Here is a 14,449-nt window from a genome sequence, read left to right as displayed (position 1 = left end):
TTAGATTACTTATTCCGATTAACCGCGAGATGCGAGAGTGATATCAAGGCTTGTTTGTATTCACTGTCTGGAATGATAGATAGAGACGCAATGGCTTTATCGGCTTCTTCCATCGCTTTCTGACGGGTATATTCTAATGCCCCGGTTTCTTCCATCGCTTGAAGAATCTCGGTTAAGCGTTCCATACCGTTCGCTTTTTCTATTGCTTCTCGAATCATTTCGCATTGTTGCTCGTTACCATTATGCATCGCATAAAGTAATGGAAGAGTAGGTTTTCCTTCGGCTAAGTCATCACCAACATTCTTACCCATCTCATCACCGTCTGAGGTGTAGTCCATAACATCGTCAATAAGCTGAAAAGCAGTACCCAAATAGCGACCATAATCTTGCAGAGCACTTTCCACTTCAGCAGGGGCATCGCAAAGGATCGCTCCAACCTGTGTTGCGGCTTCAAACAGTCGAGCTGTTTTAGAGTAGATAACCTGCATATAGCTTTCTTCAGTGGTGTCAGGATCATTACAATTCATCAATTGTAATACTTCACCTTCTGCTATCACATTGACGGCATTGCTCATTAGCTCGAGGATCTTTAATGATCCAATCTGAGTCATCATTTGAAATGAACGAGTATAGATAAAATCTCCGACTAATACGCTTGCTGCATTTCCAAACGCTGCGTTTGCCGTTGCTTTACCGCGACGCATATCGGATTCATCGACAACATCATCATGTAAAAGTGTGGCCGTATGAATAAATTCAATAAAGGCAGATGCCGTCGTATGATCATTTCCCTCATATCCTAGAGAGCGAGCCGACAAAATCGCAATTAGTGGCCGAATTCGTTTCCCACCACCACTTACAATATAAAATCCTAATTGGTTTATTAAAGAGACATCGGAATTGAGTTGCTTAAGAATCGTTTCATTCACTTTTGCCATATCATCGGCAGTTAGTGCTTGGATAGCTTTAAAATCCATGGTAAATCCGGCTAGTATCAATGCTTATAAGGACTTCTAATCCTAAGAATTGTTCAATAATACACTATAAAACGTTGATAAACATATGACTTAAGGGCATGATCCGAGCACTTTTATAGGGCGATAATATTTTCGCCATTTTTTTTCAAATATGGCTTGTCATAAGGTACTCATTCACGTAGAATCTGCGCCCTATTATGATTAGTTTAGCGTACACCCTATATGCCATAAACAGGCTAACGGCTGTGCGGAAAAAGCGGAGTAAAATATGTACGCTGTTTTCCAATCTGGTGGTAAACAACACCGAGTTAGCGAAGGTCAAACCCTTCGTTTAGAGAAATTAGACGTAGAAACTGGTGCAACTGTAGAATTCGATTCTGTTTTACTTGTTGCTAACGGTGAAGACATCCAAGTTGGCGCTCCTCTAGTAGAGGGCGGCAAAGTTACTGCAGAAGTAGTACAACACGGACGTGGCGATAAAATTAAAATCGTTAAATTCCGTCGTCGTAAGCATTCTCGCAAGCAACAAGGTCATCGTCAGTGGTTCACAGAAGTGAAAATTACTGGTATCAACGCGTAATTATTAGGAGAGTCCAACAATGGCACACAAAAAAGCTGGTGGTTCTACTCGTAACGGCCGCGATTCAGAAAGCAAACGCCTAGGCGTTAAGCGTTTTGGTGGTGAATCTGTATTATCAGGTAACATCATTGTTCGTCAACGTGGAACTAAATTCCATGCAGGCAATAACGTAGGTATTGGTAAAGACCATACACTTTTCGCATTATCTGACGGTAAAGTGAAATTTGAAGTTAAAGGTCCTAAGAACCGTAAATTCGTTAGTATCGAAGCTGAATAATTTAGCTTCAATCTGAATTTAAAAGCCCTGCCGTTTCGGTGGGGTTTTTTATTTGTATATTAAAAATAAAAGTAGGAACTTAGGTGTGTTACCTAAGGCGGATCATTTGATCTATAGATAGCAGCAAACAGCCAATATGGTAAGATCTGCTAGACTAGGAACTTAAGTGATGGTTTTGGCAACGCACTTATTGCGGAGTAAAAAATGAAATTCGTTGATGAAGCGGTAATCAAAGTCGAAGCAGGCGATGGTGGTAATGGAATCGTTAGCTTTTGGCGTGAGAAATTTGTTACCAAAGGTGGCCCCGACGGTGGTGATGGTGGTGATGGTGGTGATGTATATATCGAAGCCGATGAGAACCTTAATACACTGATTGATTATCGGTTTCAGCGTTTTTATACCGCTGAGCGTGGAAAAAATGGTAGCGGTGGCAACTGTACAGGAAAACGTGGTAAAGACATTACGTTAAAGGTTCCTGTTGGTACGAGAGCTATCGATATTCACACCAATGAGGTTGTGAGTGAAGTTACCGAGCATGGTAAGAAAATGATGGTTGCAAAAGGCGGCTGGCATGGACTTGGAAATACTCGATTTAAATCCTCAGTAAACCGCGCTCCTCGTCAAAAAACTATGGGAACGAAAGGTGAAGTGCGAGAGCTGCGCCTTGAGCTTCTTCTATTAGCTGATGTTGGAATGCTTGGTTTGCCTAATGCGGGTAAATCCACTTTCATTCGCGCGGTTTCTGCGGCCAAGCCGAAAGTCGCCGATTATCCGTTTACGACTCTGATCCCTAGTTTGGGGGTTGTCAGTGTTGTTCCTGGTAAGAGTTTTGTTGTTGCCGATATTCCTGGTTTGATCGAAGGTGCTTCTGATGGAGTTGGTTTAGGTGTTCGCTTCCTTAAACACTTAGAGCGTTGTCGAGTTCTGTTACATATGATCGATATTATGCCAGCGGATCAAAGTGATCCAGTTGAGAATGCAAAAGTGATCATTGAAGAGCTTGAACAATATAGCGAGAAAGTTTCGGAGAAACCTCGTTGGCTCGTCTTTAATAAAGTTGATCTGATGTTGGAAGATGAGGCTGAAGAGATCATTCAATCTATTCTCACAGCACTGGATTGGAAAGGCGAGTACTTCAAAGTCTCTGCAGTTAATAAACAAGGCACGAGTGATCTTTGTCGGGAACTTGCTGACTTTATGGAGTCATTACCAAAAGAAATGGCGGCCCCTGAGGAAAGTGAAAAAGTTGAATTTATGTGGGACGATTACCATAAAGATGCGATGACGGGCCAAAATGTCATTACCGAAGAAGGCTGGGATGATCTTGATGATGATTGGGATGACGATGATGAAGATGACGGTCATGTTATCTATGTTCGCGAATAGTTAGCCATAAAATAATTGGGCCGCAATATTAATTGCGGCTTTTTTCATCGAGGTCATTTTTTCCGTTGGTGACTTCAGGCACACTGAAGCACGAAATTACCTCAATTTACCTTTTATTAAGCTTTCGTTAGGAATGAAATAATGACCACCAAACAACGAGAAGTTTCTCGTTTGATTGCTCAGTCGGGCCAAATGTTATTAGCACATGGTGCAGAAAGTACTTTAGTTGCTGGAATTATGCAGCGCATAGGATTGGCACTGCATATGGATGAAGTCGAAGTTGCGCTTACTGCAAACTCCCTCGTGGTTACAACCGTAACCGATGAACACTGCATTACAACCGCTCGCCGTTGCCAAGATCGTGGAATTAATATGACCGTAGTGATCAATATTCAACGGATTTGTATCATGTTGGAAAAAGGCATTCTTGATCTTTCAATGGCTCAAGCAAAACTCGATAGTATTAGCCCTAAGCGTTATGATCGCTGGATCGTGATATTAATGATCGGTCTTTCTTGTGGTTCATTTGCGCACTTGGCTGGAGGCGATTGGATCATCTTTCTTGCGACATTTGTCGCATCTGCTGCAGGTATGTGTGTGCGTTTGGAAATAGGTCACCGTCATTTCAATCCACTCCTCAACTTCTGCGCGACTGCTTTTGTTACTTCTCTGATTTCTGCTCAGGCGGTTATTTATCAATTGGGGAATAAACCATCACTCGTTATGGCTTGTTCTGTTTTAATGCTTGTTCCCGGTTTTCCTCTGATTAATTCGGTTGCTGATATGTTGAAGGGATATCTGAATACTGGGATTGCTCGCTTTATGATGGCAACACTGCTGACGTGGGCTACATGTTTAGGCATTGTCGCAGCGATGTTTGTGACGGGGGTATGGAGATGGTAGAAGTGAGTTTTATCGAATTATTGCTTGGTTTGATTGATGACATGTTCTTTGCATCAATTCCTGCAGTAGGATTTGCCTTGGTATTTAATGTTCCCCCTCATGCGTTAAAGTACTGTGCATTAGGTGGGGCTATTGGGCATGGCACTCGTTACCTTCTCATGCACTATGGAATGCCAATTGAATGGGCAACCTTTTTTGCGGCGACAACTGTTGGAACGATTGGTGTTCATTGGTCTCATAAAGTATTAGCTCATCCGAAGGTGTTTACGGTTGCGGCGTTGATTCCAATGGTGCCTGGTGTTTACACCTATAAAGCGATGATTGCGATGGTGGAAATTAACCATGTAGGGTTCTCTCCTGAATTAATGTCGGTATTAATGGAAAACTTTCTCAAAGCGATGTTTATTGTTGCTGGGTTAGCAATCGGCCTTGCGGTACCAGGCTTGCTGTATTATCGTCGTAAGCCAATTGTTTAACCTATGTTGTAAAGCAAGTGAGTCAATTTTATTATGATTATTAGTATGATAGCCGCAATGGCGAAACAACGCGTTATTGGTAAAGACAACTCGATGCCATGGCATCTTCCCGCCGATTTCGCTTGGTTTAAACGTTGCACCATGGGAAAGCCGATTGTGATGGGGCGTAAAACCTTCGATTCAATTGGGCGACCTTTACCTGGTAGAAAAAATATCGTTATTAGTCGTAATTCGACGTTGGATATTGAAGGGGTGAGTGTCGTTGCATCGATTGATGAAGCGTTAACCTTACTTGCCGATGAACCGGAAGTTATGATTATCGGTGGTGGGAGTATTTACGCCTCTTGCCTTCCTCTTGCATCGAAACTGTACCTTACATTTATCGATGCCGATATTTCTGGTGATACTCAATTTCCAGAGTGGGGGAGTGAGTGGAAAGAGTTGTCTCGTGAGTATTACTCTGTTGACGAGAAAAACAGTTACGCCATGGATTTCGTTATACTCGAAAAGTGATGCAAAGAAGGCTAATTTAAGGTTTACCTAGCAACGCTATTGAGTTAACGCAGGTTGAGTTATATAGCGTTGGGTTTCCCATTCAAGCATCGTGAGTTCACCTCCCCAGACGCAGCCTGTGTCGAGCCCGATGACATCGGTCCCTTGATAACCCTCTAATGCAGCCCAATGACCAAATAGCAGAGTTTTTGGTAGCTGAATTCGCTTTTCCCATGTGAACCAAGGTACTAAAGTACTTTTCTCCAAATCCTTTGGTGGTAGTTTACAATCCATATCGAGTGAGCCATTTGGGAAACAGTACCGCATCCGGGTAAAGGCATTAATTATGTAGCGATAGCGTTCAATACCCTCTAAATCTTCTCGCCATAAGGAAGGTTCATCGGCATACATCCCCTCTATCAACCACGCCCATCGCTCACTTTGTAAAATCGATTCCACTTCTTTTGCGGCCGTTTTTGCTGTCGGTATATCCCATTGTGGCGATATTCCCGCATGAGTGAGAATAAAATTAGGGTGCTCAAGTAACAGCGGCTGAAAGCGAATCCATTCCGCAAACTTGTCTCGCTTTGGAGAGTGAATAATAGAGGCTGTTTTATCTTTCTTACGTGCTTTATAGAGCCCAAGAATGAGTGCAAGTAGATGAAGATCGTGATTCCCTAACACCGTTTTAGCTGAGGAACCAAGAGACATAACTAATTCTAGGGTTTCTAGTGATTTTGGTCCTCTAGCGACTAAGTCACCGGCAAGCCATAACGTATCTGAACTGGGGGAGAAGTCGACGCGATCAAGTAGGCGTTCCAATTCATCAAAGCAACCTTGAATATCGCCAACAATGTAATTAGCCAATGACTTGCTCCATTAATTCAGGATATTAGGAATAGAAAGTCGAAAAGGTTCGATAGCAACGGTAAACTCATCCCCAGCTTCATCGATCATAATGTAGTGACCTTGCATCGCACCTACAGGAGTTTCAATCACTGTTCCACTGGTATAGCTATAGTCATCGTGAGCGCTAATAATGGGCTTCTCTCCAACAACACCTTCACCTTCAACACTGATTTGCTTTCCATCTGCATCGGTAATTAACCAACGACGACTCAGGAGTTGTACTTCTTGTGAGCTTAGATTTCTAATTGTGATCATATACGCAAAGACATATCGGCTTTTCTCGGGTTGAGATTGCTCTTCAATATATTTAGTGCGTACTTGAATCTTTATGCATGGGATTGAGTTAGGCATCATATCCTCAAAACGAAAAGGGAGGTGTTTACCTCCACTTAATTAATGTTTGTGATTGGCATCTAACCAGTTTGCCATGGCAACGAACTGTTGCAAAGTGAGGTTTTCTGGTCGAAGTGATGTATTGACACCGAGTTCCTCTAGTGTTTCAGCAGAAATTAACCCTTTAAAGCAGTTCCTTACAGTTTTACGGCGTTGGTTAAACCCTTCACGGCATACTCTTTCAAGCCAGTTAAGGTTTGTTGCAGGGTAAGGCAGAGTTTCATAAGGAACTAAGCGAACCACTGCTGAATCGACCTTAGGCGGTGGCACAAATGCACTCGGTGGTACCTCTAGCACAGGAACGACTTTACAGTAGTACTGGGCCATGACGGTTAAACGTCCATAAGCTTTTGTTCCTGGTCCTGCACAAAGACGATTGACGACTTCTTTTTGCAACATAAAGTGCATATCTTGCACATCTTTATGGAACTCAAATAAATGGAACATCAAGGGCGTTGAAATGTTATAAGGCAAGTTACCAAAAATTCTTAGCCTGTTATTTGGCTTCACCAAAAGGTTGAAGTCAAACTTCATCGCATCACCTTCGTTGATAATCAATTTATCTTTGAGGTCTGGGTGCTGGCGTAGGCGCTCAGCAAGATCTCTATCCAATTCAACGACGGTTAACTTATCGACTTGTTTTGCAACGGGTTCAGTCAATGCACCTAATCCAGGGCCTATTTCAACAATATTTTCCCCTGGTTGTGGATTAATTGCTGAAACGATTCCATCGATAATATAGGGATCGTTTAAAAAGTTTTGACCAAAGCGTTTACGTGCTTTGTGCCCTTGGTGGACATCATTTCTCATTTTAGTTCCAAATTATTGTGCTTTGCTATCGACTAAATCAATAGCATATTGTAATGCGGTTTTAAAGCTTCCGGTATCCGCTTTCCCGCTGCCTGCAAGGTCGAGAGCTGTCCCATGATCCACCGATGTTCGAATAAAGGGCAGGCCAAGTGTGATGTTCACCGATTGACCAAACCCTTTGTATTTGAGTACGGGTAATACTTGGTCATGATACATACCCAGCACGGCATCGGCTTGTTCCAAGTACTTAGGATTAAAAATAGTATCAGCTGGCAAGGGACCAATTAACTGGTAACCGTGTTGTTGACGCAGTGTATTTAGGACCGGTTGAATTGTATCGATCTCTTCGCTTCCTAAAACACCATCTTCACCTGCATGTGGGTTTAGTCCACACACATAAATATTGGGCTGTTTGATACCAAATTTATTAACGAGATCAGCGTGTAAAATATGAATAATCTCTTCTAATAACTTTGGTGTTATAGCTTGGGATACTTTGTTTAAGGGTAAATGAGTGGTGGCTAATGCAACTCGTAATCCTTCCGTTGCAAGCATCATAACCACAAGTGGTGTATTAGACTGCTCAGCAAAAAATTCAGTATGCCCACTAAATTGAACACCTGCTCGATTGATGACACCTTTATGTACCGGTCCTGTGACTACAGCATCAAATTCGCCTTGTAGACAGCCTTGTGCTGCCCGCTCTAGAGTGCGCAAAACATACTGACCATTGGTTTCATCTAGTAACCCAACAGAACAAGGGGTTGCAAGCGGAATGTGTTCAATCAACAAAGTCCCGGCAGTTTGTTGCGTAACAGGTATTGAAGCATGATAGTCAACTAGATCTACAGTGATCCCAAGTACAGCCGCCCGCTGGGCAAGCATATCGCGATCAGCGCAAACGACGATTTGGTGTGCCCAGTTTTCCTGAGATAACGCGAGAACCAAGTCAGGACCAATCCCAGCAGGTTCTCCCGCGGTAACAATGATTCTTTTAACTGTCATCTTCTTGGCCTTCAACCACTTCAATAAACGCACTTGCCTTCAGCTCTTGTATCCAAGCTTCTGACTCTTCGTTAAATTTGCGATTAAATAAAATCTGATACGCTTTATTTTTAAGTGCGGAATCGGTTCGATCTACTTGGCGATGTCCTAAGACTTCAACGATATGCCAACCGTGAACAGTCTTAAAGGGCTCGCTAATTTTGCCAACGGCTAATGTTTCGATCTTATGTTTGAATTCAGGTACAAAAATACTTGATGTTTGATACCCCAACTCACCTTGTTTTGCTGCTGAACCTGGATCTTGGCTATATTGAGCAGCCATTTGAGCGAAGGTACTTTTGCCAGACATGATATCACCACGAATACGGTGGAGCTCTTGCTGGGCACCCTCATCGCTTAGAATGATTGATGGCTTGATTAAAATATGTCGGCTATTAATTTCAGTCACTGCGACTGTTTCAAGTCCTTGTACATCTTTAACCTTAAGGATATGAACACCAACACCACTGCGGAATGGGCCAATGATAGCGTTTTTTCCTTGAACCTTAATCTGGTCAGCAAAAATCGTCGGCATCTCTTCTTTTCTCATCCAATCCCATTCGCCGCCATTGAGTGCTTTTGGGCCTTTTGAATAAGTGAGTGCAAGAGTTTCAAAGCTCGTGCCAGAGTCTAATTGCTTGAGGATATTTTTTGCCAATGCTTCGGCATCGCTAAAATCTTGCTCGCTCTCTGGGCGTAATAAGATATGGCTTATTTTGTATTGAGTTGTTGCTGAAGTTTTTTGTGACAACATATCAGAAAGAGAGTCAACCTCGGCGGGAAGAATATTGATTCTTCGACGAACTAAGGCATTACGCGCTTCTGATGCGGCAACTTCATTGCGAATACCATCTCGATACGCTTCGTAGGAAACACCAGCATCATTAATGGAAGCGATGAGTTGATCGATAGACTGATTATTGTTCTTGGCAATATTTTCAAGTGCTAGATTGAGGCGCGAATCATCAATTTTGACTCCGATTCTATCGGCTTCTTGCTTTTGTAACGAGTCACTAATTAACTTGTCGATTACTTGTTGTTCGAGCACGCTGTCAGCTGGCAAGGATTGAGCTTCTGATTGTGCGTTCACTTTAACCAGTTTGATAGCATTGTCGATGTCGCTCTTGAGTATCGACTGATTATTAACAATGACCGAAATTCGATCTAATTCAATCGGCGCCGCAACGGTGGCTGCATGATTGAATGCCAATAGCGAAACGATGAGGTATTTACAGAATTTCATTGAGATTCCTAATTATATCGAGCAAGTAAGTGATCAATTATTCAAAAAGAATGGTCTAGTGTAACCAATTGAACTAGAACCCGTAGAGTATGATGAACCTGTCACTCCATTGGTGCCAAATCCAACAATACCAAAATTAATGCCGTAGTTATTTTCGTATTCAGCATCGGCATCTGGGTAAGACTGAAAATTCGGAGACCAACCCGTTAGTTCTCGACTAAAAGTAAAACCGATGTACCAGCAATCTGAATGGTAAGTTAATGTCGATTGCCATTCTAATGTCTTATCTGTCGTCAAATCATAATAATATTGAGATTTTGTATTCCATCGGTCTGATAGTTTATAAGTCAGATAGAGTCCTGCTTGAGAAATACCTTCTTCGGTTAATTCATCAACTGTGAGGGTTTCTCCAACGGTATCTTCAATATAGTCTAGAGAGACATAGCGATAGTTTCCTTGAATGGTTCCTTTATTAAATTGATATTCAATTGAGGTATTTCCAAGCTGGATGTTACTCGATGTCACATCGTATTGAAGAGAACCATGGAAAAACAGATTATCGGCATAGTTAAAGTCAGATTCGAGTGCCCACGCAGAATAGCTATTATTGTTACCATCGTTAGATGCACCATCGAGGTATAATATTTGACCAAAAGAAATATTCATTCTTTCTTTATTATTCTCGTCATAAAAGCGATTACTCGCCCCGAAACTGATTTGATTAGCTTCTGCTATATAATCAACGCTGCTATAGCGGCGAGAGCGGAATAAGCCATAATAATCGGTTTGCAGTAAGGTCGTATCGTATTCAGAATAAATGGCTGATTGATCGCGATGCGGTATATAGAGATATTGGAATTGCGGCTCCAACGTTTGTGTGTAACCGTCGAGTAAGGTGGTTTCACGCTCTAGCACTAAACCTAAATGAGAGCGAAACTGTGGCAATGTCCTCACAACCGTTTCTTCATAGTCGTCAGAAGACACACCATCGAGATCTTGATCATAATAACTTGAAAGTAAGCGAGCTTCTGTTGTTAGCGTGCCCCAAGGGGTGCTTAGCGGTACGGTTAAGCCAGGTTCGACATGCACTCTGATTGCGGAAGGTTTTCCACTTTCATCGGTCTTGAAATTGGTAATATGGCTTATGGTGTCAAAATTAACGTACGGTAATATATCAGGTTTATAATAGTTAAACGCCAGCTGTGGCATCATTCTATATGGTTGAGTATCGCTGTCATCATCAAGAAGAAGTTGAAAATCACGTACCAATAGCGTGGCATCCCAGTTGGTATCACGATAGCTTAGAGAGGCTTCTTGAACTAATTGCCCATCGGAGCGAGTTCCTAAATCTGAGTCGAAATCAGAAAAGTAGCTAATGTCACTAACTTCTGAATAGTCCGCGGAGAGTTTCCAATTGTTATTGAATATACCTGAGTGGGTATATTGGAAGCCCCAGCGTTCACCATATTCGGTATTTAGAGCATCTTCATTTAGATACTCATATTCTAATGCTCCTTTACCGAATGCTGATGTTAAATAACGGAATTTCCCATTAAATTGGGTACCTCGATTTTCCATATATTTAAATTCAGTCTCCAAGTCGTAATTTGGAGCTAGATTCCAATACACCGGGATGGTTATTTCAACACCATTGATCGTATCGTACGAAATCAATGGATACAAAAAGCCAGTTTTTCGAGTATCTCCAATAGGAACCGTTAAATAAGGTAGATAGAAAACAGGCACATCGAGTACTTGTAAAACAGGATTGTAGAAGGTTGCTTCATCTTCGTTTTGATCAATGTCGATACTCGAAGCTGTTAGCCGCCAAGCGTTGTCACCTTCAGGGCATGAAGTAATAGACCCGTCTTCAATCCTATATAATGCTTGTCCTGTTTTTTTGATGTAGGCTGCTTCACCACGTCCTGATTCACATAGAAAAGAGTACTGAGTTTGCTCAATGACTATCTCTTCACTATTTAAATCATTGGTTGCTTTGTCGGAAATCGTTTTAATTTCACCATTGGAGAAGTTAACATTGCCTTCAGCGGTGACGATATTGCTAGATTGGTCGACAGTAACTGAGTCGGCCACAATGCTATTTAATCCTTGAGTGACAACTACATCGCCAGTGTATTTAGCATTTTTACCTTCCACGACCTCTAGATTATCGGCTTCCACATTGATAGTCTGTGAGTCTGAATTCTCGGTATCTTGCTCGTTGATTTTACATTGGTCGAATTGGACTTGAGGTTTTTTATCATTTATTACCTCATCAGCAGCAACGCCTTGCGAAAATACAAGTGCTAAGCCGGTGTACAATGAAAAAGAAAATCGAGATTGACGAGCCATTAAATGTAAAGGTCCTGTTTTATATCTGATTGGAATGATAAGACGTCGCTATAAGCGAAAAGGTTCCTAATGATAATGGAAATTTAGCTCGTCGGCACTAATTGACTGCTTAACTCCTAAAAAATTCATATATTGAGATTAAATAATGCAAGTTGTAGGGAAAATTTTAGGCACTTTGTTTGGTTCTTTGCTCGGAACCTTTGGTGCTATTGTTGGCTTTTATATTGGTCATCAGTTCGATAAAGCGAAAGCGAGAGGCAATTTTAGCTTTTCTTCTGGTTCATTTGGTGGTTCAAGAAGCCAAGTAGAGCGTCAGGAAGAGTTCTTTAAAGCTGCTTTTTCGGTTATGGGACATGTTGCTAAGGCGAAAGGGCAAGTGACTCAGCAAGAAATTAAACTTGCTAGCGTGATGATGGAGCGGATGAAGCTCAACGAAGAGCAACGTCAAATGGCTCAAGATGCATTTCGCGATGGGAAATCCAGTAGCTTTCCGTTAGATGAAGTACTTCAGGGGTTGCGCCAGTCTACTGGTGGACGTCATGATTTAATTCAATTCTTCCTTGAATTGCAAATATCCTCTGCCTTTGCTGATGGCAGCCTACACCCGAATGAGCGAGAGGTATTGCACCGTATAGCAAGAGGGTTAGGGTTTTCCGCTGAGCAACTTGAACGACGATTACGAATGCAAGAAGCGGCGTTTCGATTTCAACATCAAGGTGGTTTTGCTGGTGGCCAAGGTGGGCAAGGCTCTTCTGGACAATGGAGTGGCCCAGCTTCGAGTGCTGATCAACTCAAAGATGCCTATAGTATTCTTGGCGTTGATGCTGAAGCCGATGGTAAAGCAGTCAAACGCGCTTACCGAAAGCTTATGAATGAACACCACCCAGATAAGTTGATGGCTAAAGGCTTACCACCTGAAATGATGACTGTCGCGAAGGAAAAGTCTCAAGAAATTCAAAAAGCGTACGACTTGATTAAGCAAGAGAAAGGCTTTAAATAGTTCCGTTGCTGCACTGTTCGTTTTTGTAAAAAAAAGCCCAATCTGTTGATTGGGCTTTTTTAATGTGGCTCCCCCTGCAAGACTTGAACTTGCGACATACGGATTAACAGTCCGCCGTTCTACCAACTGAACTAAGGGGGAATAAATTGTGCTCTTCTAATGAAGAGATGGTGCCGACTACCGGAATCGAACTGGTGACCTACTGATTACAAGTCAGTTGCTCTGCCTACTGAGCTAAGTCGGCACATACCAAAGCCAAATGGCTCTGAAAAATGGCTCCCCCTGCAAGACTTGAACTTGCGACATACGGATTAACAGTCCGCCGTTCTACCAACTGAACTAAGGGGGAATAAACTGTGCTCTTCCAATGAAGAGATGGTGCCGACTACCGGAGTCGAACTGGTGACCTACTGATTACAAGTCAGTTGCTCTACCTACTGAGCTAAGTCGGCACACTAAATTAGTGGTGCCCGGAGGCGGAATCGAACCACCGACACGAGGATTTTCAATCCTCTGCTCTACCGACTGAGCTATCCGGGCAACGGCGTGTATTTAAAAGTTTTTCTTGGTTTACGTCAACAGTAAAAATAAAAAAAAGTACTGTTTGGTGAATTTATGAACGCAGCGACTATATTTAAAGAGTGTATCGGGTTAAATCTGCGGTTTATTTTTTGGTAAAAGAGCCTAAAAGATGAAAGCCGCAATGATGAAGGGTGTATTTTTTAGTGCCATTTGCGCTATAGAGTTGGGAGAGCAAACTATGTTCGATCAAAATGTAAGTCATGTGAAGCTCAGTAGCACCAAAGAAAAAGAAATTATCGAAAAGCTAGTAAAGTACTTTGGAACGACGGAAATCACCAAAGACGGAGGTTACATCTTAAAAGATGGTCGATTATTGGATTTACAGCGTTCGATCCCTCAGAAAAAACAGTATCATCGAAAAATAGCCGATTTATTACCTCCTGAATTGAAAGGAACTTGTGACGATGTTTCGATCAGTAATTTACTGGTGACAACAGGGGTACTTCGATATGAGGCTAGAGGGCGTGTTCATGTTGCTTCTCCACCAACAATAGAGCAACGCCGTCGTTTGTACAACATGATGAAATATAGTGTTGATGAATACCGTGTAATAGTGACGGATGTGAATGGGGCTACGATTGCAGATGAAATGCTTCACTCTCCAGCGGCTCATGAATTGAAAGACTTTTTTGATCGAAGCTTTTCTATTGAACATCGTCATTACCTTGAAGATGAATTTGCCGTTGAGCCTGATGGCCCTGATTGCAGGTTGGTGTTTAGGTTAGACCATCGTGTGATTGGTAAATATGAGTCGAAGTCGGGAGAGTTTTATTTATTGGATGATTTCTTTGGCGCCATGCCTGTTTTTGAAACGTTGATAGATAAAATGAAACTGACTCAAGCTCGATTATAGTAAGAGTTGGGATGGATTATTGAAGCTATTCGCTGAAATTAATATATTGCTTTAGATGGCAAAAAGCCCAATCTGTTGATTGGGCTTTTTTAATGTGGCTCCCCCTGCAAGACTTGAACTTGCGACATACGGATTAACAGTCCGCCGTTCTACCAACTGAACTAAGGGGGAA

15 protein-coding genes and 6 tRNA genes are annotated in these 14,449 nt (G+C 42.1%); 8 read left to right on the top strand and 13 right to left on the bottom strand.

Annotated features, from left to right (window positions below; translation table 11 throughout):
- Positions 1 to 5: 5 nt before the first annotated feature.
- Positions 6 to 977, bottom strand: coding sequence for an octaprenyl diphosphate synthase (gene ispB, locus ACWU4D_RS19020; RefSeq protein ID WP_456053021.1), 972 nt, complete (start codon positions 975 to 977; stop codon positions 6 to 8).
- 268 nt (positions 978 to 1,245) lie between these two features.
- Here ispB and rplU point away from each other — a divergent pair, with 268 nt between their 5' ends.
- The 6 genes from rplU (at position 1,246) to folA (ending at position 5,112) form a co-directional block, all read left to right on the top strand.
- Positions 1,246 to 1,557 carry a 50S ribosomal protein L21 gene (gene rplU / locus ACWU4D_RS19015; RefSeq protein WP_456053020.1) on the top strand — a complete coding sequence of 104 codons (312 nt, stop codon included), beginning with the start codon at positions 1,246 to 1,248 and terminating at the stop codon, positions 1,555 to 1,557.
- A 19-nt stretch (positions 1,558 to 1,576) separates the two neighbouring features.
- Entirely contained in the window at positions 1,577 to 1,834 is a 258-nt protein-coding gene (rpmA, locus tag ACWU4D_RS19010; protein ID WP_456053019.1) for a 50S ribosomal protein L27, read from the top strand.
- A 204-nt stretch (positions 1,835 to 2,038) separates the two neighbouring features.
- Entirely contained in the window at positions 2,039 to 3,220 is a 1,182-nt protein-coding gene (cgtA, locus tag ACWU4D_RS19005) for an Obg family GTPase CgtA (RefSeq protein WP_456053018.1), read from the top strand.
- 141 nt (positions 3,221 to 3,361) lie between these two features.
- Positions 3,362 to 4,123 (top strand): threonine/serine ThrE exporter family protein, encoded by a 762-nt coding sequence (locus tag ACWU4D_RS19000; protein ID WP_456053017.1) that lies wholly within the window; start codon positions 3,362 to 3,364, stop codon positions 4,121 to 4,123.
- Between the two features lie 2 nt (positions 4,124 to 4,125).
- A complete protein-coding gene (locus ACWU4D_RS18995) occupies positions 4,126 to 4,599 on the top strand; it encodes a threonine/serine exporter family protein (RefSeq protein WP_456053016.1) in 474 nt (157 codons plus the stop codon).
- A gap of 33 nt (positions 4,600 to 4,632) precedes the next feature.
- Positions 4,633 to 5,112 (top strand): type 3 dihydrofolate reductase, encoded by a 480-nt coding sequence (folA, locus tag ACWU4D_RS18990; protein WP_456053015.1) that lies wholly within the window; start codon positions 4,633 to 4,635, stop codon positions 5,110 to 5,112.
- 36 nt (positions 5,113 to 5,148) lie between these two features.
- Here folA and ACWU4D_RS18985 read toward each other — a convergent pair whose 3' ends face one another.
- From ACWU4D_RS18985 to lptD, 6 genes are read right to left on the bottom strand one after another with little or no spacing between them, the layout of a single operon-like run.
- Positions 5,149 to 5,958: a symmetrical bis(5'-nucleosyl)-tetraphosphatase gene (locus ACWU4D_RS18985; RefSeq protein ID WP_456053014.1), complete on the bottom strand. Its 810-nt coding sequence runs from the start codon at positions 5,956 to 5,958 to the stop codon at positions 5,149 to 5,151.
- A 12-nt stretch (positions 5,959 to 5,970) separates the two neighbouring features.
- Positions 5,971 to 6,351, bottom strand: coding sequence for a Co2+/Mg2+ efflux protein ApaG (apaG, locus tag ACWU4D_RS18980; RefSeq protein ID WP_456053013.1), 381 nt, complete (start codon positions 6,349 to 6,351; stop codon positions 5,971 to 5,973).
- Positions 6,352 to 6,393: 42 nt separating this feature from the next.
- Positions 6,394 to 7,203 carry a 16S rRNA (adenine(1518)-N(6)/adenine(1519)-N(6))-dimethyltransferase RsmA gene (gene rsmA / locus ACWU4D_RS18975; protein WP_456053012.1) on the bottom strand — a complete coding sequence of 270 codons (810 nt, stop codon included), beginning with the start codon at positions 7,201 to 7,203 and terminating at the stop codon, positions 6,394 to 6,396.
- Between the two features lie 12 nt (positions 7,204 to 7,215).
- Positions 7,216 to 8,208 (bottom strand): 4-hydroxythreonine-4-phosphate dehydrogenase PdxA, encoded by a 993-nt coding sequence (gene pdxA / locus ACWU4D_RS18970; RefSeq protein WP_456053011.1) that lies wholly within the window; start codon positions 8,206 to 8,208, stop codon positions 7,216 to 7,218.
- On the bottom strand, positions 8,198 to 9,490 hold the full coding sequence (surA, locus tag ACWU4D_RS18965) for a peptidylprolyl isomerase SurA (protein WP_456053010.1): 1,293 nt from the start codon (positions 9,488 to 9,490) through the stop codon (positions 8,198 to 8,200). The genes pdxA and surA overlap by 11 nt, the downstream gene beginning before the upstream one ends.
- A 33-nt stretch (positions 9,491 to 9,523) precedes the next feature.
- The gene (gene lptD / locus ACWU4D_RS18960) at positions 9,524 to 11,842 is read right to left on the bottom strand and encodes an LPS assembly protein LptD (RefSeq protein WP_456053009.1); all 2,319 of its coding nucleotides are present in this window, start codon (positions 11,840 to 11,842) and stop codon (positions 9,524 to 9,526) included.
- Positions 11,843 to 11,987: 145 nt separating this feature from the next.
- Between lptD and djlA the strand changes: the two genes are divergently transcribed.
- A complete protein-coding gene (gene djlA / locus ACWU4D_RS18955; RefSeq protein ID WP_456053008.1) occupies positions 11,988 to 12,842 on the top strand; it encodes a co-chaperone DjlA in 855 nt (284 codons plus the stop codon).
- A gap of 65 nt (positions 12,843 to 12,907) precedes the next feature.
- On the opposite strand, the gene ACWU4D_RS18950 is transcribed toward djlA, so the two are convergent.
- The 5 genes from ACWU4D_RS18950 to ACWU4D_RS18930 all read right to left on the bottom strand — a co-directional run bounded on the left by ACWU4D_RS18950 (position 12,908) and on the right by ACWU4D_RS18930 (position 13,382).
- Positions 12,908 to 12,983, bottom strand: a tRNA-Asn gene (locus ACWU4D_RS18950).
- 27 nt (positions 12,984 to 13,010) lie between these two features.
- Positions 13,011 to 13,086: transfer RNA gene (locus ACWU4D_RS18945), tRNA-Thr, on the bottom strand.
- A 29-nt stretch (positions 13,087 to 13,115) separates the two neighbouring features.
- Positions 13,116 to 13,191, bottom strand: a tRNA-Asn gene (locus ACWU4D_RS18940).
- A gap of 27 nt (positions 13,192 to 13,218) precedes the next feature.
- Positions 13,219 to 13,294, bottom strand: a tRNA-Thr gene (locus ACWU4D_RS18935).
- 12 nt (positions 13,295 to 13,306) lie between these two features.
- Positions 13,307 to 13,382 (bottom strand) — tRNA-Phe (locus ACWU4D_RS18930).
- Positions 13,383 to 13,533: 151 nt separating this feature from the next.
- Between ACWU4D_RS18930 and ACWU4D_RS18925 the strand changes: the two genes are divergently transcribed.
- Complete coding sequence (locus ACWU4D_RS18925; protein ID WP_456053007.1) at positions 13,534 to 14,277, top strand: hypothetical protein; 744 nt, start codon at positions 13,534 to 13,536, stop codon at positions 14,275 to 14,277.
- 95 nt (positions 14,278 to 14,372) lie between these two features.
- Here the strand turns inward: ACWU4D_RS18925 and ACWU4D_RS18920 are convergent.
- Positions 14,373 to 14,448: transfer RNA gene (locus ACWU4D_RS18920), tRNA-Asn, on the bottom strand.
- Position 14,449: the final 1 nt, after the last annotated feature.

Source organism: Vibrio phycocola, from assembly GCF_053850235.1.
The sequence above is the reverse complement of the archived record's forward strand: the minus strand, read 5'-3'. Positions and strand labels throughout refer to the sequence as shown.